Here is an 18,031-nt window from a genome sequence, read left to right as displayed (position 1 = left end):
CAAGCGATATCCTTCTTTTGGAACATTAACTATTTAACCTTTGAATTGGCACAAGCTGGTGTTATTCAACGTGTTATAGGAAAAGAAGTGTAAAGGATTGTTGAGGGGTTGGCGAGTACGCTTTAGGCCAGTTTTTTACACTGGCCCCTATACAAGTAAGAGCAAAACTAAAAGTGCAACCAATAGGTTAGGCCCTAGTCGGCCTCTAGCGCGTTTGCTTCTGCTTTTGTGATCTGCATTTCTTTCCACCAGCTATCGTCGGCATCCACTTCACCAATGGCGTTAATAGCAGGCAAAGGCAAACCTTTGCGTTGGCAGAGTTTATACAAACGCGGGTACCCATTTTGAAAGGCCAATGCTTGGCACTCTTCTTCTGGTAACTGCTGAGTGTTATACATACCTGCAATAGTACGTTGGCGCTGGGCTTCATAAAGCACTAGCGCTGCGGCCACCGATACGTTCAACGACTGCACCATGCCCATCATAGGAATAACAATGTCTTGATCGGCAATGGCTTTCGCCTCATCAGAAGCACCATACTTTTCCTGACCAAACAAAATAGCCGTAGGCTTGGTGTAGTCAATATCACGAAAATCGACAGCGGTATCAGATAAGTGGGTTACCAGCACCTGCATACCTTGGCCTTTTAATTCAGCCATCGCGTCGTTGATATTATCGTGATTGGTTTGACGCACCCATTGTTGGCTGCCCATAGCGGTGCCGCGACGAAACTGGTATTTCTTTTCCCACACGGTGTGAACGCGATGAATACCCACTGCATCACAGGTTCTCACTACTGCAGATACATTATGCGGCTTGTGTACATTTTCAAGGCAAACCGTAAGATCAGTTTGCCTTCTTTCCAGCACTTGTCTTATGCGCTGGTAACGCTCAGGTGACATGGCTTACTCCGGCAGTTCCATTACACCATCAATTTCAATTTGTGCACCTTTAGGCAATGCAGACACCTGAACGGCTGCGCGTGCTGGGTAAGGCTTGGTGAAGTAACGGCTCATGATTTCATTAACCGTTGCAAAGTGACCTAGGTCGATAAGGAAGATGTTCACTTTCACTAAATCGTTTGTGGTGCCGCCTGCCGCGTCACACACCGCTTTAATGTTCTCAAAAACTTGTATAGCTTGCGCTTCAAAGTCGTCAGAAACCATTTCCATAGTTTCAGCAACAAGAGGAATTTGACCTGAAAGATAAACGGTAGTACCTGCTTTAACCGCTTGGCTGTAAGTACCAATAGCAGCAGGTGCCTTATCGGTCTGAATAATAGACTTAGACATAGTAGTTCCTAAATAGTGTAGTAATTAGTGTCGTGATTGACTATGACGAGACACTCTTTGAACTTCCGGCATGGTACGTATTTTCTTCATTACGCGAGCCAGGTGCACACGGTTGTGCGTGGTAAGTTCAAGGTCAATAAAGTAGATATTACTCTCTTTCTCTTCAGTTTGCAGACCAATGATATTGGAATCGCACCCTGAAATGGTGTTTGTTAAAGTTGCCAGTGTGCCCTGATGGTTAAACAACTCTATACGCAGTGAGGCTTTAAATTCACCTTGCGGGTTGTCGTCCCACTGCATGGGCAGTACGCGCTGAGGTTCTTCGCGTGTTAGCTTGCGAATATTATTACACCCAATTTGGTGAATAGTCATGCCGCGACCTGGGCTTAAAACCGCAACAATTTCATCGTCTGGAATAGGATGGCAACAACGAGAATAGTGAACAAGCAGGCCTTCTGTGCCGCGAATAGCCACATTACCTTTCTTATCTGATAAATCTGTTGTGCTTTCACCCAATAAACGGCGCGCTACAATTGCGCTTAGCTCGTTACCAAGGCCGATATCTACTAGCAAATCGTCAAAATTAGCATGCTTAGTTTCGGCCACCACACGTTCGATATCTTCGTTTGGAATATCGTCTAGTTTAACGCTGCCTAACGCATGACGAAGTAGACGGTTACCCATGTTCACCGCTTCTTGAGAATGCTGTTTACGCAGATACTGACGAATACGCGTTCGCGCGCGAGCGCTCACCACAAAGTTTAGCCAATTTGCATTTGGCTTCGCTTTCGGCGAGGTAATAATTTCCACGGTTTGACCGTTTTCGAGCGGTTTACTTAAGCTAAAGTTTCTGCGCTCTACGCGCACACCTACGCAGGTATTGCCCACATCAGAATGCACGGCATAAGCGAAGTCAACGGCGGTTGCGCCCATTGGCAACTCGATAATACGTCCGTCTGGTGTAAATACGTAAATTTCATCAGGGAACAGATCGGTTTTTACCGATTCGATGAATTCAAAGGATGAGCTGGCCGACTGCTGAAGCTCGAGCAGGCTTTGCATCCACTTGCGCGCTCGAAGCTGTGCGGTGGTGCCATTATCACCAGGCTCTTTGTAAAGCCAGTGCGCCGCCACCCCTTTGTCTGCCATTTGGTCCATTTCCTGGGTTCGAATTTGAATTTCCACAGGAATGCCGTGCGGGCCAATTAATGACGTATGCAACGACTGATAGCCGTTGGTTCGAGGGATGGCGATATAATCTTTAAAACGGTTTTCAATAGGCTTGTACAGCCCATGCATAGCACCGAGGGCGCGATAACAGTTATCTACCGATTGAACAACGATACGAAACGCATAAATATCCATTACCTCATTGAACATCAGTTCTTTGTTTTTCATTTTGCGGTAAATGGAATACAAGTGTTTTTCGCGACCCAATACATTCGACTCAATTTGGTAGGCGTCTAAACGAGTGTTCAGCTCTTCGCGAATGTTTTCGATAATCTCTTTACGATTACCGCGGGCCTGGCGCACAGCAGACTTTAGTGCGCGATGGCGCATAGGATACATGGCCTGAAAACCTAAATCTTCAAGCTCATTTTTAATGTCGTGAATACCCAAGCGGTGGGCGATTGGCGCGTAGATTTCTAGCGTTTCTAGCGCAATGCGGCGGCGCTTGTCTGGTCGTAATGACCCGAGCGTGCGCATGTTGTGCGTGCGATCAGCAAGCTTGATAAGAATAACCCTGATGTCTTGCACCATGGCCATCATCATTTTACGGAAGTTCTCCGCCTGCGCTTCCTGTTTAGTGCTAAACGCGAGTTTATCTAGCTTACTTACCCCTTCTACCAGTTCAGCAACGGTATCGCCAAAAGCGTCGGCTAAGTCTTCTTTGCTGTAATGGGTATCTTCAATAACGTCGTGAAGGAGTGCCGCCATGATCGTTTCGTGATCAAGGTGCATGTCAGCCAAAATACCGGCGACGGCAACTGGGTGAGTAATGTACGGATCGCCGCTTGAACGCATTTGTCCGTCATGCGCTTCTTGCGCAAGCACAAAAGATTCTTGTACCAACTGAACGCGGTCGGCTGGTAAGTACTCTAAAACTTTCTGCTTTAAACCTTCAAACAAATACACAGTGAAGCGTGACCCTTATCTAACGTTACAACCCTAAGAATACGTTTAATTGTGCAAGAAGCCAATACGCCAAAAGTAAAGCGCCAGTGCTTTTTTCAAAGCACTGGCGCTAAAATACCGATAAAACCGTTAAAAAGAGGTTTTATTGATCAGATAGGATGTTTGCTACTGATGCAAATTCAGCATGTTCTTGCTGCTCTTGAGCTTGAAGTTCTGCTTGTTCAAGCGTAGCAGCCGTTACCAAACCTTCTTCAATTTCACGAAGTGCTGTAACAGTTGGCTTATCGTTTTGAACGTCAACCATAGGATCTTTGCCTTCAGTGGCAATTTGACGTGCACGGCGTGCAGCAACAAGCACTAGGTCAAAGCGGTTACCAATTTTATCTACGGCATCTTCTACAGTTACGCGAGCCATGTATTTCTCCGAAAATTAGGTTGAGCAAGTTATTCAAAAAACGGCCGCGTAGTATACACAGATACGTAGCGCGATCCTAGCGTTTTGTTTGAATTTGAAGCAGTCAGATCATGCAATTTATGCAGCGATCGTTCGATGCTAAAACAAAACACGTATTGTTAAGTTAAGCTTACGCGCTACCGAGCAGTTCGTCCAATAGCACTTGATGGCGCATTTGTTGTTTTCCCGTGCGAAGTCGCTGTGCTGTAACGATGGCTTCCAAATCGTTTAACGCAGTCGCAAAGTCGTCGTTGATAATTACACTATCGAATTCATTGAAATGAGACATTTCAGCTACGGCTTGCGCCATACGCCCTGCAATGACTTCTTCACTGTCTTGACCGCGATTATTTAAACGCTGCTCTAGCACGTCGAGTGAAGGCGGAAGAATGAAAATACCGCATGTGTCTGGCATAAGCTTTTTGACTTGGCGCGCGCCCTGCCAATCGATATCTAAAAATACGTCAATGCCACGGTGCAAAGTTTGTTCAATTGTCACGCGGGATGTGCCGTAATAATTGCCAAATACTTCTGCGTATTCAAAAAACACACCCTGTTCAATCAGCGCTTCAAACTGCTCTCGGCTCACAAAATGGTAGTGCACGCCGTCGACTTCACCCGGACGAGGTTGACGTGTTGTATGAGATACAGACACCTGCATTGGCGTAGCTGTATTGCTTTCATACTTTTCCATTAGCGCCTTAATAAGGCTTGATTTTCCTGCTCCAGAAGGAGCTGCAAGAATGAATAAGTTGCCGAGTAGTGAAGCCATAGGGTATTAAAATTCTTTCAAAATGTGGTGATTTCAAGTGGCAATGATAGCATATTAAGCGGTTGTGCCGTACCTTTCATTGCATAGTGAAAACTTGGTTCATTCTATCAAGCTTATGCCGATGGGTTACCACAGCAAAAATTAATGGGGTCAGAGTACTTTTTCTGGCCCTAAATGTACTCTGACCCCAAAACTAGGAAATAAAGCATGACTCAGCAACTTCTGCCGTGCGTAGAGATAAACCCATCCACTACGCCTGATGCCTGTGTTATCTGGCTTCACGGTCTTGGCGATTCAGGCCATGGTTTTGCGCCTATTGTGCCCGAGCTAAAACTACCCGAATCAATGGCGGTTAAATTTATCTTTCCTCACGCTCCAGAACGCCCTGTGACTATCAATGGCGGCATGAGAATGCGCGCTTGGTACGATATCAAATCGTTAGATTTTGAAAGCCGTGCGGACTTAGAAGGTGTAAAAGAGTCGGCTGCTCAGGTAGAAGCGCTTATCGAAGCACAAATTGAAAGTGGCATTCCTAGCGAACGTATTGTACTTGCAGGATTTTCTCAAGGCGGTGTTATTGCTCTGCACTTGGCACCTAGATATGCCAACAAATTTGCAGGTGTTATCGCTCTATCTACCTACATGTGCGAGCCATCACTTCTTGAAAGCGAAGCAAAAGACACAAACCGCGAAACGCCAATTATGATGGCACATGGTGAGCAAGACGAAGTGGTGCCGGTATTTATGGGCAATGCTGCGTTCAAAACGCTGAGCGAAAGTGGCTTTAATGCCACGTGGCAGACTTACACCATGCAGCACAATGTTTGTATGCAAGAGCTTAACGACATAAGTGCTTGGCTTCAAAAAGTTCTAGGGTAATGCCTTAAGAGCCTGTTGGCCCTTGCTGCAAATTACGTTCATATAATAAAGATCAACAGCCTCTGGTATTTAAACAAAAGAAAAAGCTGGTGAAGCAACAAAAGCCAGCTTTCTTCTTAGCGTGAGTGGGTACACGTCTGTCGATTAAAAAGTCGCGCCTTCCGTCTCTTCTTTATTTCACGTTTATTCCAAAACTATTCGACGACTCTGTTGCGCCCCGCATTTTTAGCTTTGTAAAGGTTGTCATCGGCCTGCTTCAAACAAGCGTGCAAGTTTGTATCAGTAAGCGCTGTGGCTACACCAAAGCTTGCGGTTATCGAGTGATTAACATCACCCTCTACAAACGGATTAGCTTCAATCACCTTCCTCATTTTTTCTGCTAATTTTACCGCTTGGCTCAACGTCGCATGAGGGAATAAGACCAAAAACTCTTCACCACCGGTTCTTGCCACCACGTCAGTAGTTCTTACTGCTTCTTTCATTAGGCGAGTGATATGTATAAGCACTTCGTCACCAATATCGTGGCCATAGGTATCGTTGATTGTTTTGAAATGGTCAATATCTACCACCACCGCACTTAAAGGGAAATGAGCTCCGGGATCTTGCATTGCGCGTTCAAAAAAAACAGCTTCAAGAAACCGCCGGTTAGGAAGTTTTGTAAGCGGATCGGTATTAGCCTGCCGCATGCGCTCTAGATTTTCACGCAGCATTTCTTTTCTGCTTTGATGCCAGAAATTTTCACCTATAAAAGCGACGCAAATGAAACAGAACGTAGCGATTAGGAAGCGGGAAACATGCTCTGCTGGGTACTCAGCCACTATTTTTTCTTGATTGTAGAGCATAAAAATAGCGATACCCATGGTTACTGCTACGTAAACCATGGCGGGCTTGAAACGCACAACAACTATCTGAATAAAAAGCAAGGGAAAAATAAAATAAAGCCCAGTGTTATTAAGCCCGCCGGTATAAACCAAGCCGTTTATGGTAAATGCTACCACTAAGCCTGCTAGATAATAGAAGACATCGACGCGAGGGAACATATGGGATAACGCCACATTGGCGTACACAAAAGCGGCTGACCCCGCCAGCGTTCCAACGAGCAATGGGTTGTTTGTACCCATGTTGATCCACGCCATAAACGCCATAATGGTGCCACCAACATAAGATATGAAATATAGCGTTAAGCGCCTTCGTTTTGCCTCCGCTTCATCTTGCTGTGCACTTCTAAGTAATTGACGCAACGACGAACTGTCCATAAAAAGACTTATCTCCGCATTTAAAACTAATTAACCATTATTCCTTTCAGCATAGACTGAATGTTCAATAATAACCAAGGAGAAAACTGCGCCTAATTTCAAACATTAATACAGAAAATGCGTATACTACGGGGTATATCGTATGACGTTATGTGATACATCGTTTTAGTTTCTTTTTATATAGTTTGGAATAGCCATGAGTCACCTCAACACTACACGCACCGTTCGAATTGCTACTAGAAAAAGTGCTTTAGCGCTTTGGCAAGCAGAGTATGTGAAGGCAAAATTGTTGGAGCATTATCCGTCAATGACCGTTGAGCTTGTACCTATGAGCACGCAGGGCGACAAAATTTTAGATACACCTCTGGCGAAAATTGGTGGTAAAGGACTTTTCATAAAAGAGCTTGAAATTGCCATGCTTGAAGGCCGTGCCGATATTGCCGTGCACTCTATGAAAGACGTACCGGTTGAATTTCCTGAAGGTTTTGGCCTTCACGCTATTTGTGAGCGAGAAAACCCGTTCGACGCTTTTGTTTCAAATAACCACGACAGTTTAGATGCCCTGCCCCAGGGAGCAGTAGTAGGTACGTCCAGCCTTCGCAGACAGTGCCAAATTCGCAAGTATCGCCCTGACCTTATCATCAAGGACCTGCGCGGAAACGTGAATACTCGTCTAGCCAAGCTAGACGCAGGTGAGTACGACGCCATTATCTTAGCTTCTGCTGGCCTGATTCGCCTTGAAATGGAATCTCGTATTCGCATGCCGTTACCTGCTGATATTTCACTACCCGCCGTTGGACAAGGTGCCGTAGGTATTGAGTGCCGTAACGACGATGAAGAGCTAATTAAGTTGCTACAGGCGCTGAACCATACAGACACTAATACACGCGTTACTGCGGAACGCGCCATGAACGAGAGATTGGAAGGCGGCTGCCAAGTGCCTATTGGTAGCTTTGCCACGCTTGATGGCGATGTGCTGACACTAACCGGTATGGTTGGTAAGCCAGATGGTTCAGAACTGCTCTTTGCTTCTGCTACAGCGTCGCGAGAAAAAGCCGCAGATATTGGTGTTGAAGTAGCGGAATCCCTTCTTGAGCAAGGTGCCGGTGAAATCTTAAAGGCGCTTTATAACTAAGTTATAGTTTGTCGAATGCGTGCAGGTTTACGCAGTAAAATAAAAGGATGGAAATTCGATAGTATGTTGCTGTTTACACGCCCACTGCCAAAGTTAAAAGCAAGTGCTTCTGCCTTTGAAAAAGCCGGAATTGACGCGGTAGGCGTTGCCACGTCTAACATCATTGATATTTCGTCTGAAAGAAAAGCTGCTGCAGAATTTTTAGCGTCAAATGCAGTAAACGCAATTGTTGTTACCAGCGTATATGCTGTAGACACCGTTATTGAAGGCTTACGCGAAACGGCTAACGAATTACCATTGATCATAGCTGTGGGCGATGCCACTGCACGAAAATTACAAGCGGGACTTCAGGCGTTTTCATCGGCGCAGGTTGCTATCCCCGAAGCCCATACATCCGAAGGTATACTGGCAATGCACCAACTTAATGAGGCAAACTGTCAGCATGTCGTTATCATTAAGGGTGAAGGTGGGCGCGACGCCATAGCCACAGGATTAGACGAAAAAGGTATTTTAGTTAATAGCTTTTGCGTTTATAAAAGAGAGCAACTTACAAGCCCAATTTACACAAAACGGTGGAAAATGGGCGAAGTTAGCGGCATTATCGCTACAAGCGAAGCAATGGCACTGCAACTAATTGCGCAATTTGGCCAAGCACTTAAATCTATTAAATGGTTAACAGTGAGCGATCGAATTGCCAAAACCCTCACTAGCCAAGGCATTAAAGAGGTAGCGGTTTGTCAGCGAGCCACCGATCAGGCACTCATCGCCTGGGTAAAGGATAACTGGGAGTATTGAATGGCCAACAACAATGAAAGTAGCCCACAAAAAGAGGAACTCGTGAAAGTGGAAGCTGAAAAAGACGTTATCGAATCTTCTGCCACGCACAGTGAATCAACACCATCGGGTGCTGCTAAAAAGAAATCGTCGGGAAATGGTCTACTGTGGTTTGTTGTAATCATCCTTTTCCTTATTGTGCTTGGTATGGCTGGCGCAGGTTACTGGTATTACATGCAGCAACAGTCGGCAAGCAAGGACTCTGAATCTGCACTTCAAACGACGACCTCTCAGCTAAACACTATTGAGCGTGAGCGCGCTGGTCTTGTTGCCTCTATCGACAAAGTAGCTCGTACCAACCAGACGTTAGAAAGCACGGTAGCCGAGTTAAAAGCGCAAAACGAAAAGCTGACGCTGCAAGCTGAATCGACCCTTGAACAACTAAACAATATGGAAGGTCGCCGCCCGGCAGACTGGCTCATTGCTGAAGCTGATTACTTAGTTCGCATGGCAGGCAGAAAGCTTTGGTTAGAAAACGACGTACGCACAGCAATTTTGCTGCTAGTTAACGCAGATAAACGCTTAAAGTCGTTGGCCGACCCATCGGTACTTCCGGTTCGCGCAAACCTTGCTGAAGACATTCAAACACTTCAACAGCTTAACCCTGTATCACAAAGCTCCGTAGCCCTTGCGCTTACAGGCATGATAGCGCAAATAGATAAGCTACCACTTGATACCTTTGAAAAACCACAAGACGCCAATGCAGAAGACACGACCTTATCGGAGTCAGCTGACGACTGGCAGGAGAACCTTGCAAAAGTGTGGCGTTCACTGGTGAACGATTTTCTTACCATAAAAACCATTGAAGGCCCGGTTGAACCAGTGCTTTCACTGGAAGCGCAGTTTTTAGCAAAAGAACAACTTCGCCTACAGCTTATGCACGCGCAAACCGCTGCGCTTCAGGGCGATGCAGGGCTTTATAGCCAGTCGCTTCAATACGCTCAAACGTTAATTATTGAAAAGTTCGACACAGAAAAAAGCCAAGTAACGGGTTTTGTAGATGCACTACAAAACCTCATTGCTACCGATATTTCGCGACCTATCCCAACTGAGCTAGCGTCACAAAAACCGCTAGAGCGTCTATTGGATAGCCGCGTTAAACAGGTGTTCGGACAAGGAGCAAGTGCACTATGAAATGGTTAGCTATTGCCCTTGCGGTATTAGCCGCATTTGTTGCTGCACTAATTGTTGGCCCAATGTTGTTGGGTGACCAAGGCTACGTTCTGTTCTCTTTAGGTAATACTGCCGTTGAGATGAATATAATCAGCTTTGGCATCTTACTGATAGGTGCCGTCATTGCCTGGTACGTACTATCTCGATTGGTATTGTGGGCGTTAAGCTTGATCACAGGTTCACATAAATGGTTCGGCACTTTGGGTGAGCGCAAACGTAAGCGTGCGTTTTACGACGGCTTACACGCAATGGCTGCAGGTGATTTTGATACAGCTCAAAAGGCGCTAAGCAAAACCACCAACGGCGATTTCGAAGGCGTTAACTATTTGGCGTCAGCGCAAATTGCTTTTGCCAACGACGATTTAGCCAAAGCCCGTTATTTCCTTGTTCAGGCAACTGACTTTCCAAAAGCGAAAGTAGCCGCAACGGTCATGCACGCGCGTATTGATATGGCTGAAGAAAAATACGATGCGGCACTAGAGAAACTTAACGAACTTGACGAGCAAGAGCGCGAGAACAAGCAGGTTGTGCAGTTAAAAGCGCAAATTCTTGCCAAGCTAGGTAAATGGCAAGTACTTCAAGAGAATTTGTCAGGCTGGCGTAAAGCATTGCCCAAAGCAGACTACACTGCGTGGAGTCAGCGCATCGCCAAAGGTAAGTTTGCCGAAATTGCCAGCAAACAAGGCGCTGTCGAGCTTAAATCGTATTGGGAAACCCTACCTCGTAAGCTTCGTCACGACGATGCTTACCGCGCGGCCTACATTCAACAGTTACTTGACCAAGGTATGCATGCCGACGCACAGAATTTGCTAGTTGAATGGCAAAAACGTGGCCCGAATAGCGCCCTGTTTCCGCTGTTCACGCAGCTTAATATTCCTGATGCATCGCCATCACTACGACTGCTTGAAAGCTGGATAAAGCAAGACGAAGAAAACGTATCGCTATACTCCACGCTAGGCCAAGTTGCATTTAACTCAGGCGATGATGTGTTGGCGGAAAAAGCCCTGCTTAAAGCCACCAAAATGAAGTCGCGCAAAGAAGACTTATTGCTGCTGTCTGCAATTAGCGAACGCAAGCACGACACAGCCACTGCACTTCAGCTTTACAAGGAAGGTCAGCAGCTAGCCAGCTAGATGAATATTCATTTAGCTTTCTGGTAGTACTTGTATTACCCGTAAAATTGAAGATATAGTAAAAAGGAATTCTCAACTCGGGTTGTTTCAACCACAACCCGAATTGACTTAAACAACTTGTCGGAGTGCTTCACTGGTAACCCAGTAAGCTGAGACCGCGAAAGTGGGATCCGTAGAACCTGATCAGGCTAATACCTGCGAAGGGAACAAGAAAATACAATGTGCACAATGTTAAACCGTGGTTTAGCGTTGTGAAGCGAAGTTGTTTTGCTGTTGATGATACAGACACACCCATTACGGTGCTGCTCGTCACTCAAGGTAAACTGTTCAAGTTTATCCCCAAGTCAACATCAACAGAGTAAAGGGCTGTAATCACCAAAACCTTTACCAACAATCTCGCTAAAGTAACGGGGTTATCCCCTTCAACACTTACACTTTGTATTCTCCTTCACTCCTGACAAGCATTTTTAGAACCTAAACTTAAAAGGTAAAATGCTATGTCGAACAGACGCGAACAGCGCCAACAAGCACAACAATTCATTAATGAACTTGCGGGCGAAGCTTACCCAAATTCAACACGCCACTACGAGTGTGGCAGCCGTGACGATATTCGTGTGGCCATGCGCCTTATTCACCAACACGACAGTTTAGTGGGTGGTACTGAAGACAATCCTATTTTAGAGCCAAATCCGCCAATTCCTGTTTACGACACTTCAGGCCCCTACGGCGACCCAAAAGAAAACATAGATGTGCACAAAGGCCTAGCTCCGCTTCGCCAAAAGTGGATTGAAGAGCGTAGCGATACCCTTGAATTAGAGGGCGTTTCGTCAAGCTTTGCAAAAGAGCGAGAAAACGACATATTTACCGAAGATTTCCGCTTTATTCGCAGCCGCAAACCACTAAAAGCAAAAGCAGGCAAAAACGTAACCCAGCTTCACTACGCAAGACAGGGCATTATTACTCCTGAAATGGAATACATTGCCATTCGCGAGAATATGGGTCGCCAGGCCATTAAAGATGCCGAACTGACGCAGCAGCACAAAGGCGAACACTTTGGTGCGAATTTACCCGATACCATCACGCCTGAATTTGTACGCCAGGAAGTGGCCGCAGGCCGCGCCATTATTCCATGCAACATCAATCACCCCGAGTTGGAACCAATGATTATAGGGCGTAACTTTCTAGTAAAGATTAACGCAAACATTGGTAATTCAGCAGTCACCTCGTCTATTGAAGAAGAGGTAGAAAAGCTGGTGTGGTCAACGCGCTGGGGCGCCGATACCATCATGGATTTATCTACCGGCAGAAACATTCACGAAACCCGAGAGTGGCTGCTGCGAAACAGTCCTGTTCCTCTTGGCACCGTCCCCATCTATCAAGCGCTAGAAAAAGTAAACGGTGTAGCCGAAGATTTAACGTGGGAGATGTTTAAAGACACCCTAATTGAGCAAGCTGAACAAGGCGTAGACTACTTCACCATTCACGCTGGCGTGCTGCTTGAGTACGTACACCTTACCGCAAAGCGGGTAACCGGCATTGTATCGCGCGGCGGTTCGATAATGGCAAAGTGGTGCTTAAGCCACCACCAACAAAGCTTTCTGTATGAGCACTTTCACGATATTTGCGAAATTTGCGCTAAGTACGATGTGGCGCTGTCGCTAGGTGATGGCCTGCGCCCTGGTAGCGTAGCTGACGCTAACGACGACGCGCAATTCTCTGAATTACGTACCCTTGGAGAGCTGACGAAAATTGCATGGGAGTACGATGTTCAGGTAATGATTGAAGGCCCGGGGCATGTGCCAATGCATATGATTAAAGCGAACATGGAAGAGCAGCTTAAGCATTGCCACGAAGCACCGTTTTATACCCTTGGCCCCCTCACCACCGATATCGCTCCTGGCTACGATCACTTCACTTCAGGTATAGGTGCCGCCATGATTGGTTGGTATGGCTGCGCAATGCTGTGCTATGTAACACCTAAAGAGCATTTGGGCCTACCTAACAAAGAAGACGTTAAACAGGGGCTGATCACCTACAAAATTGCAGCCCACGCTGCCGACTTGGCAAAAGGCCACCCAGGTGCACAAATTCGCGACAACGCCATGTCGAAAGCTCGCTTTGAATTCAGGTGGGAAGACCAGTTCAATTTAGCTCTCGACCCACATACCGCGCGCGCTTATCACGATGAAACCTTGCCGCAGGCGTCTGGCAAAGTTGCGCATTTCTGCTCTATGTGCGGCCCTAAATTTTGCAGCATGAAAATTTCTCAGGAAGTGCGCGATGTGGCTAAACAAGCGGAGCAGCAAGAGTTTGAGAAAGAAAAAGGTATGAAAGAGATGGCCCAGGCATTCAATCAGTCTGGCGCAGAGCTTTATCACACTGCAGATAGCAAGGTAGAGCTACTATGATGGCGAAAGCGTCCATAAGCCCTGCATCCAACAACCTCAACACTGCACTTCCTGTAGTGTGGTGTGTGGGAGGCGTTGACTGTAGCGGTGGTGCGGGCGTTACCCGCGACGCCATTACATTGGCCGATCTGAGCATCCACGCTTGTGTGCTCACTACACAGCTTACCGTGCAGTCCAACTCAATAATGCTTAGTAAGGAAAGCATGTGCGCGTCGGCATTAAATCAGCAGTGGCAGGTGTTGTTTGAAGATACCCCGCCACGCGCTATTAAAATTGGCGCCATTGCTAATGATGAGCAAGCGCTGTTGTTAAGTGCACGTATTCAAAAAACATCTAACCCTCGCCCCTTCGTTGTATGGGACCCTGTACTGTCTACTTCGTCAGGTGGTGTGCTGAGTGAGTTAAGCGAAAGCGTAGTTGACGAACTGTTGAATACGGTAGATATCGTTACGCCAAATATCGATGAGCTTACGTGGCTCACCCATTTGCCAGTTGTTGATGAAGCGAGCTTGTTAAATGCAATTAATCGGCTAAGGGGTAAAGGCGCAAAGAGCGTTTACGTTAAGGGCGGTCACGCCCACTGGCAAAAAAATGTAAGCGATATTTTTGTTTGTGCCTCTCACACTCTTCGTTTTAGCCAGCCGAAATACGCTAACGGCAACCTTCGCGGTACAGGCTGCATGTTAGCCAGCGCAGTAGCGGCATTCATTGTGCACGACTACTGCATTGAAGACGCACTTACGCTTGCTAACGCTTACGTCAGCGAAGTTCGCAACCATACACTACCAAAGCAAAGCGCAGCGGCTAACGCAAACGCCATAAGTAGCGAATTAACCGCCTACTTTGCACGAACCAACGGCTTTCCCACAAAACCAGAGAGCTTTCCGCTGGTGACCTTTCACCAACGTGGCGCCACTGCCAATGAAAAAGAGCGGGATAAGGATACCCTTCTTGAAGCCTCGTCTTGTAAAGAAGGCCACTTTCCTGCACTTACTCATACTCATTTAGGCATCTATCCTGTAGTAGATAGCGTGCAATGGATAGCACGCCTCTGGCCAACGGCGGTAAAAATCATGCAGCTGCGGGTTAAGCAAGGCTCCCAAGAAGACATTCGTCAGCAAATAAAAGAGGCAATAGAATTGGTGAAACACACCGACTGCCAATTATTCATTAATGACTATTGGGAGCTGGCCATAGAGCTCGGGGCTTACGGAGTGCACTTGGGGCAAGAGGATATCGACACCGCAGACCTAAACGCTATCCGCAATGCGGGTTTACGGCTTGGAATATCAACGCACGGCTTCGCTGAAATTCAGCGTGTTCGCGCTTTAAACCCGTCTTACATTGCCCTTGGTCATATCTTCCCCACCAATACCAAAGACATGCCTTCGAAGCCACAAGGTGTAGCACGTTTAGAAAAGTATGTGCAGCTTTGCGATGGCATTCCCACCGTTGCTATTGGTGGTATTAACTTATCGCGTATAGGCGATGTAGCTAAAACCGGCGTTAGCGGCATTGCTGTGGTAAGTGCAATCACTCAGGCAGAACACCCGCTAAAAGCCTACCAAGCATTGGTTGAGGAGGCTGGGTTTGCTTAGTCATTCACTTAGTCACTCAGTGGGTCAGCAGTTAGCGCATCAGGATATACGTCGCTACAGCAGACAACTTTTACTCGATTGCATTGATCACGACGGACAGCTTAATTTGGCGAGTGCACACGCTGTTATCGTTGGCTTAGGTGGATTAGGCAGCTTAACCGCCCGCTATTTAACAGGCGCAGGCGTGGGCAACATTACACTTATAGATGGTGACACCGTCGACATTAGTAATTTGCAGCGCCAGATAAGCTACAACGAAATGCACCTAGGCGAGCTTAAAGCCAAGTCGCTTTACAATGAACTGCGTAAAGTGAACTCGCATTTAAACATACAGTTTAAAAGCTTATTTGCTGATAGTAACAACTTACCAACCTTGATTGCATCAGCCACCTGCGTGCTGGATTGCACCGACAACGTAACGGTACGAAGACAGATAAACCTGGCCTCGCTTCGCGCCTCTATTCCGCTTTTTATTGCCGCAGCCAGTGGGCTTACCTGGCAGGCGCTGAACTTGCCTCAAAACTCAGCCACCTGCGGTTGCTACGAGTGTTTAGTGAATAATGTTGCCGTACGCGAGGATTGCTTTAGCAAAGGTGTACTAGGCCCAGTAGTAGGCATGGCAGCGTGCCACCAAGCTACCCAAGCTTTGTTATTTCTGGCAAGAGGCTTCGATGCCGATATTAAATGGGGCCATTACGTAAACGCGCATGCAGGCCAAGGTACGCTGCAAAGTTTCAAGCTTCCCCCGTCTTCTTCTTGTGAGGTATGCCAATGACCCAAATTAACATTAACGTGAACAATCAACCAATGAGCGTGATTTCTCCTATATCACTTAGTGAATTAATTGCCCTTAAACAATTGAAAGACGAAGGCACTGCCGTTGCCAAAAATGCCGCCATTATCAGCAAGAATGAATGGCCAACAACCTACCTAAGTAACAACGATACCGTGGATATATTTACCCTAGTGGCAGGAGGCTAAAATGCTAACGCTCGCAAATCACACCTTCCCTTCCCGCCTGTTAACTGGCACTGGCAAATTTAGTAACCCAGACACCATGAAAAGCGCGGTACAGGCAGCCAAAAGCAGCATGGTGACCTTGGCAATGAAGCGTGTCGCCAGCCATAGCTCACAAGATGAAACGCTTTCGGCATTAAAAGCATTGGGCGTTACTCTTTTGCCGAATACGTCGGGAGCGAAGAACGCAAAAGAAGCCATATTCGCCGCCGAACTTGCTTACGAAGCATTAGGTAGCCCTTGGGTGAAGCTGGAAATTCATCCAGACCAACGCTACTTGTTGCCCGACCCCATCGAAACCCTGCTTGCCGCAGAGGCACTGGTTAAAAAAGGGTTTCACGTTTTGCCTTACTGCGGAGCAGACCCCGTTTTATGTAAACGCTTAGAAGAGGTAGGCTGCGCTGCCGTTATGCCATTGGGCGCGCCTATTGGCAGTAATCAGGGCTTACAAACCAAACCCTTTTTGCAAATTATTGTTGAGCAAGCGTCGATACCCGTCATTGTAGATGCAGGCATTGGTAAGCCAAGCCAAGCCATGGCGGCCATGGAACTGGGAGTAGACGCGGTACTGGTAAATACGGCTATCGCCACGGCTAAGGACCCAGTTGCTATGGCAGCAGCTTTTGCAAGCGCCGTAGAAACGGGGCGAAAGGCCTTTGAAGCTGGACTTGGTGCTACCAGCAGTTTTGCCCAAGCCTCTAGCCCGCTTACCGCCTTTTTGGAGCCGGCGGTATGAAGGTAGCGCAGGCATTAATGCAGCAAGACTTGTCGCATGTGGCTATGTCGATAAACAGTAAAACAGCGGGCGACGTAGAACGAGCGCTAGGTAAAGATACACTTTCTTTAGACGACTTCATGGCACTGATCTCTCCCGCTGGCGCTAAGTACTTAGAAGCCATGGCCTATCGCGCTAAAGCAATGACTCGCCATCGCTTTGGCAATACCATGCAGCTGTTTGTACCTTTGTATTTATCAAACTTGTGTGCCAACGAATGTACCTATTGCGGCTTTACAATGAGCAACAGAATAAAGCGCAAAACCCTGTCTATAAGCGAAGTGTTGACCGAAATTGAAGCCATCAAAGATTTAGGCTTTTCACAGGTGTTACTGGTTACTGGCGAACATGAAACCAAAGTGGGGATGGAATATTTTGAGCAAACACTAAGCGCCATTCGCGAGAAGGTGAGCTACCTTATGATGGAGGTACAACCTTTAAAGCGCGAGCAATATGAAACCTTGAAGCAGCTGGGCTTAGACGCGGTGTTAGTGTATCAAGAAACCTACTCACCGCAGCATTACGCTAATTACCACACTCGAGGTAAAAAGCAGGACTTCCTATGGCGCTTGGAAGCAAGCGATCGCATAGGGAAAGCCGGCATTGATAAAATAGGCATTGGCGCACTACTGGGTTTAGGCGACTGGCGGGTTGATAGCGCCATGACCGCCCTTCACGGCAAGTTAATACAGCAACACTACTGGCAAAGCCGTGTATCTATTGCTTTTCCGCGCCTTCGTAGCTGTGAAGGTAACAGCACTGGCGGCAACGCCCTCACCAACCGTAAACTCCCTAACGAGCGAGATCTGCTGCAGCTAATATGCGCCCACCGCATTTTTAACCCACAAGCAGAACTCTCGCTGTCTACCCGAGAGTCGGCAGTATTTCGGGATGGCGTAATGCCGCTTGGCATAACCTCTATGAGTGCTGCCTCGCAAACACAGCCTGGCGGTTACAGCGCCCCATCGAAGGCACTAAATCAATTCGATATTGACGATAACCGATCTGTGTCAGATGTCGTGAGCGCACTTTCAATGAAAGGACTGGAACCCGTATGGAAAGACTGGATGCCGTTTACAGAACGTGTTTAAGCGCAAGAATATCTGTATTTTTCGTTTGAAAACTCGCGCTAAAAGAGCGTACTTTTAATGGATTAATCGATTAGTTTT

Annotated in this window: 17 protein-coding genes and 1 riboswitch; of the genes, 11 read left to right on the top strand and 6 right to left on the bottom strand. The window is 46.9% G+C overall.

The features are described from left to right. Positions 1-194: 194 nt before the first annotated feature. From trmH to gmk, 5 genes are all read right to left on the bottom strand, one after another. Positions 195-902 (bottom strand): tRNA (guanosine(18)-2'-O)-methyltransferase TrmH, encoded by a 708-nt coding sequence (trmH, locus tag MASE_RS00535; protein WP_014947808.1) that lies wholly within the window; start codon positions 900-902, stop codon positions 195-197. 3 nt (positions 903-905) lie between these two features. Then, positions 906-1,292, bottom strand: coding sequence for a RidA family protein (locus MASE_RS00530; protein ID WP_014947807.1), 387 nt, complete (start codon positions 1,290-1,292; stop codon positions 906-908). Positions 1,293-1,316: 24 nt separating this feature from the next. Then, positions 1,317-3,428 carry a bifunctional GTP diphosphokinase/guanosine-3',5'-bis pyrophosphate 3'-pyrophosphohydrolase gene (gene spoT, locus MASE_RS00525; RefSeq protein ID WP_014947806.1) on the bottom strand — a complete coding sequence of 704 codons (2,112 nt, stop codon included), beginning with the start codon at positions 3,426-3,428 and terminating at the stop codon, positions 1,317-1,319. A gap of 142 nt (positions 3,429-3,570) precedes the next feature. Next, the gene (gene rpoZ, locus MASE_RS00520) at positions 3,571-3,843 is read right to left on the bottom strand and encodes a DNA-directed RNA polymerase subunit omega (protein WP_014947805.1); all 273 of its coding nucleotides are present in this window, start codon (positions 3,841-3,843) and stop codon (positions 3,571-3,573) included. A gap of 169 nt (positions 3,844-4,012) precedes the next feature. Continuing rightward, the gene (gmk, locus tag MASE_RS00515; RefSeq protein WP_014947804.1) at positions 4,013-4,654 is read right to left on the bottom strand and encodes a guanylate kinase; all 642 of its coding nucleotides are present in this window, start codon (positions 4,652-4,654) and stop codon (positions 4,013-4,015) included. Positions 4,655-4,861: 207 nt separating this feature from the next. On the opposite strand from gmk, the gene MASE_RS00510 reads away from it, so the two are divergent. Continuing rightward, the gene (locus tag MASE_RS00510) at positions 4,862-5,533 is read left to right on the top strand and encodes an alpha/beta hydrolase (RefSeq protein ID WP_014947803.1); all 672 of its coding nucleotides are present in this window, start codon (positions 4,862-4,864) and stop codon (positions 5,531-5,533) included. Between the two features lie 194 nt (positions 5,534-5,727). Here the strand turns inward: MASE_RS00510 and MASE_RS00505 are convergent, their stop codons facing one another. Next, positions 5,728-6,789 carry a GGDEF domain-containing protein gene (locus MASE_RS00505; protein ID WP_014947802.1) on the bottom strand — a complete coding sequence of 354 codons (1,062 nt, stop codon included), beginning with the start codon at positions 6,787-6,789 and terminating at the stop codon, positions 5,728-5,730. 196 nt (positions 6,790-6,985) lie between these two features. Here MASE_RS00505 and hemC point away from each other — a divergent pair, with 196 nt between their 5' ends. From hemC to thiH, 10 genes are all read left to right on the top strand, one after another. Continuing rightward, positions 6,986-7,924: a hydroxymethylbilane synthase gene (gene hemC, locus MASE_RS00500; protein WP_014947801.1), complete on the top strand. Its 939-nt coding sequence runs from the start codon at positions 6,986-6,988 to the stop codon at positions 7,922-7,924. A gap of 63 nt (positions 7,925-7,987) precedes the next feature. Next, the gene (locus MASE_RS00495) at positions 7,988-8,719 is read left to right on the top strand and encodes a uroporphyrinogen-III synthase (protein WP_014947800.1); all 732 of its coding nucleotides are present in this window, start codon (positions 7,988-7,990) and stop codon (positions 8,717-8,719) included. Continuing rightward, positions 8,720-9,892 (top strand): uroporphyrinogen-III C-methyltransferase, encoded by a 1,173-nt coding sequence (locus tag MASE_RS00490; RefSeq protein ID WP_014947799.1) that lies wholly within the window; start codon positions 8,720-8,722, stop codon positions 9,890-9,892. Then, positions 9,889-11,064, top strand: a complete 1,176-nt coding sequence (locus MASE_RS00485) for a heme biosynthesis HemY N-terminal domain-containing protein (protein WP_014947798.1) — start codon at positions 9,889-9,891, stop codon at positions 11,062-11,064. The genes MASE_RS00490 and MASE_RS00485 overlap by 4 nt, the downstream gene beginning before the upstream one ends. A 111-nt stretch (positions 11,065-11,175) precedes the next feature. Beyond that, positions 11,176-11,287, top strand: a riboswitch (TPP riboswitch). A 274-nt stretch (positions 11,288-11,561) separates the two neighbouring features. Continuing rightward, positions 11,562-13,472 carry a phosphomethylpyrimidine synthase ThiC gene (thiC, locus tag MASE_RS00480; protein ID WP_014947797.1) on the top strand — a complete coding sequence of 637 codons (1,911 nt, stop codon included), beginning with the start codon at positions 11,562-11,564 and terminating at the stop codon, positions 13,470-13,472. Then, positions 13,469-15,070 (top strand): thiamine phosphate synthase, encoded by a 1,602-nt coding sequence (thiE, locus tag MASE_RS00475; protein ID WP_014947796.1) that lies wholly within the window; start codon positions 13,469-13,471, stop codon positions 15,068-15,070. Before thiC ends, thiE begins: the two co-directional genes overlap by 4 nt. Beyond that, positions 15,063-15,845, top strand: a complete 783-nt coding sequence (locus MASE_RS00470) for a HesA/MoeB/ThiF family protein (RefSeq protein WP_014947795.1) — start codon at positions 15,063-15,065, stop codon at positions 15,843-15,845. Before thiE ends, MASE_RS00470 begins: the two co-directional genes overlap by 8 nt. Then, entirely contained in the window at positions 15,842-16,051 is a 210-nt protein-coding gene (gene thiS, locus MASE_RS00465; RefSeq protein ID WP_014947794.1) for a sulfur carrier protein ThiS, read from the top strand. Before MASE_RS00470 ends, thiS begins: the two co-directional genes overlap by 4 nt. Before the next feature lies 1 nt (position 16,052). Next, positions 16,053-16,823, top strand: coding sequence for a thiazole synthase (locus MASE_RS00460; RefSeq protein WP_014947793.1), 771 nt, complete (start codon positions 16,053-16,055; stop codon positions 16,821-16,823). Then, positions 16,820-17,953 (top strand): 2-iminoacetate synthase ThiH, encoded by a 1,134-nt coding sequence (thiH, locus tag MASE_RS00455; protein ID WP_014947792.1) that lies wholly within the window; start codon positions 16,820-16,822, stop codon positions 17,951-17,953. Before MASE_RS00460 ends, thiH begins: the two co-directional genes overlap by 4 nt. Positions 17,954-18,031 lie beyond the last annotated feature (78 nt).

It is taken from the genome of Alteromonas macleodii ATCC 27126 (genome assembly GCF_000172635.2).
Lineage (GTDB): Bacteria > Pseudomonadota > Gammaproteobacteria > Enterobacterales > Alteromonadaceae > Alteromonas > Alteromonas macleodii.
This window is presented reverse-complemented; position numbering and strand designations above follow the sequence as displayed.

Excerpts from the sequence above, each read along its gene's own strand:
- trmH (WP_014947808.1), bottom strand. The coding sequence starts at position 902 with ATGTCACCTGAGCGTTACCAGCGCATAAGACAAGTGCTGGAAAGAAGG.
- MASE_RS00530 (WP_014947807.1), bottom strand. The coding sequence starts at position 1,292 with ATGTCTAAGTCTATTATTCAGACCGATAAGGCACCTGCTGCTATTGGT.
- rpoZ (WP_014947805.1), bottom strand. The coding sequence starts at position 3,843 with ATGGCTCGCGTAACTGTAGAAGATGCCGTAGATAAAATTGGTAACCGC.
- gmk (WP_014947804.1), bottom strand. The coding sequence starts at position 4,654 with ATGGCTTCACTACTCGGCAACTTATTCATTCTTGCAGCTCCTTCTGGA.
- MASE_RS00510 (WP_014947803.1), top strand. The coding sequence starts at position 4,862 with ATGACTCAGCAACTTCTGCCGTGCGTAGAGATAAACCCATCCACTACG.
- MASE_RS00505 (WP_014947802.1), bottom strand. The coding sequence starts at position 6,789 with ATGGACAGTTCGTCGTTGCGTCAATTACTTAGAAGTGCACAGCAAGAT.
- hemC (WP_014947801.1), top strand. The coding sequence starts at position 6,986 with ATGAGTCACCTCAACACTACACGCACCGTTCGAATTGCTACTAGAAAA.
- MASE_RS00495 (WP_014947800.1), top strand. The coding sequence starts at position 7,988 with ATGTTGCTGTTTACACGCCCACTGCCAAAGTTAAAAGCAAGTGCTTCT.
- MASE_RS00490 (WP_014947799.1), top strand. The coding sequence starts at position 8,720 with ATGGCCAACAACAATGAAAGTAGCCCACAAAAAGAGGAACTCGTGAAA.
- MASE_RS00485 (WP_014947798.1), top strand. The coding sequence starts at position 9,889 with ATGAAATGGTTAGCTATTGCCCTTGCGGTATTAGCCGCATTTGTTGCT.
- thiC (WP_014947797.1), top strand. The coding sequence starts at position 11,562 with ATGTCGAACAGACGCGAACAGCGCCAACAAGCACAACAATTCATTAAT.
- thiE (WP_014947796.1), top strand. The coding sequence starts at position 13,469 with ATGATGGCGAAAGCGTCCATAAGCCCTGCATCCAACAACCTCAACACT.
- thiS (WP_014947794.1), top strand. The coding sequence starts at position 15,842 with ATGACCCAAATTAACATTAACGTGAACAATCAACCAATGAGCGTGATT.
- MASE_RS00460 (WP_014947793.1), top strand. The coding sequence starts at position 16,053 with ATGCTAACGCTCGCAAATCACACCTTCCCTTCCCGCCTGTTAACTGGC.
- thiH (WP_014947792.1), top strand. The coding sequence starts at position 16,820 with ATGAAGGTAGCGCAGGCATTAATGCAGCAAGACTTGTCGCATGTGGCT.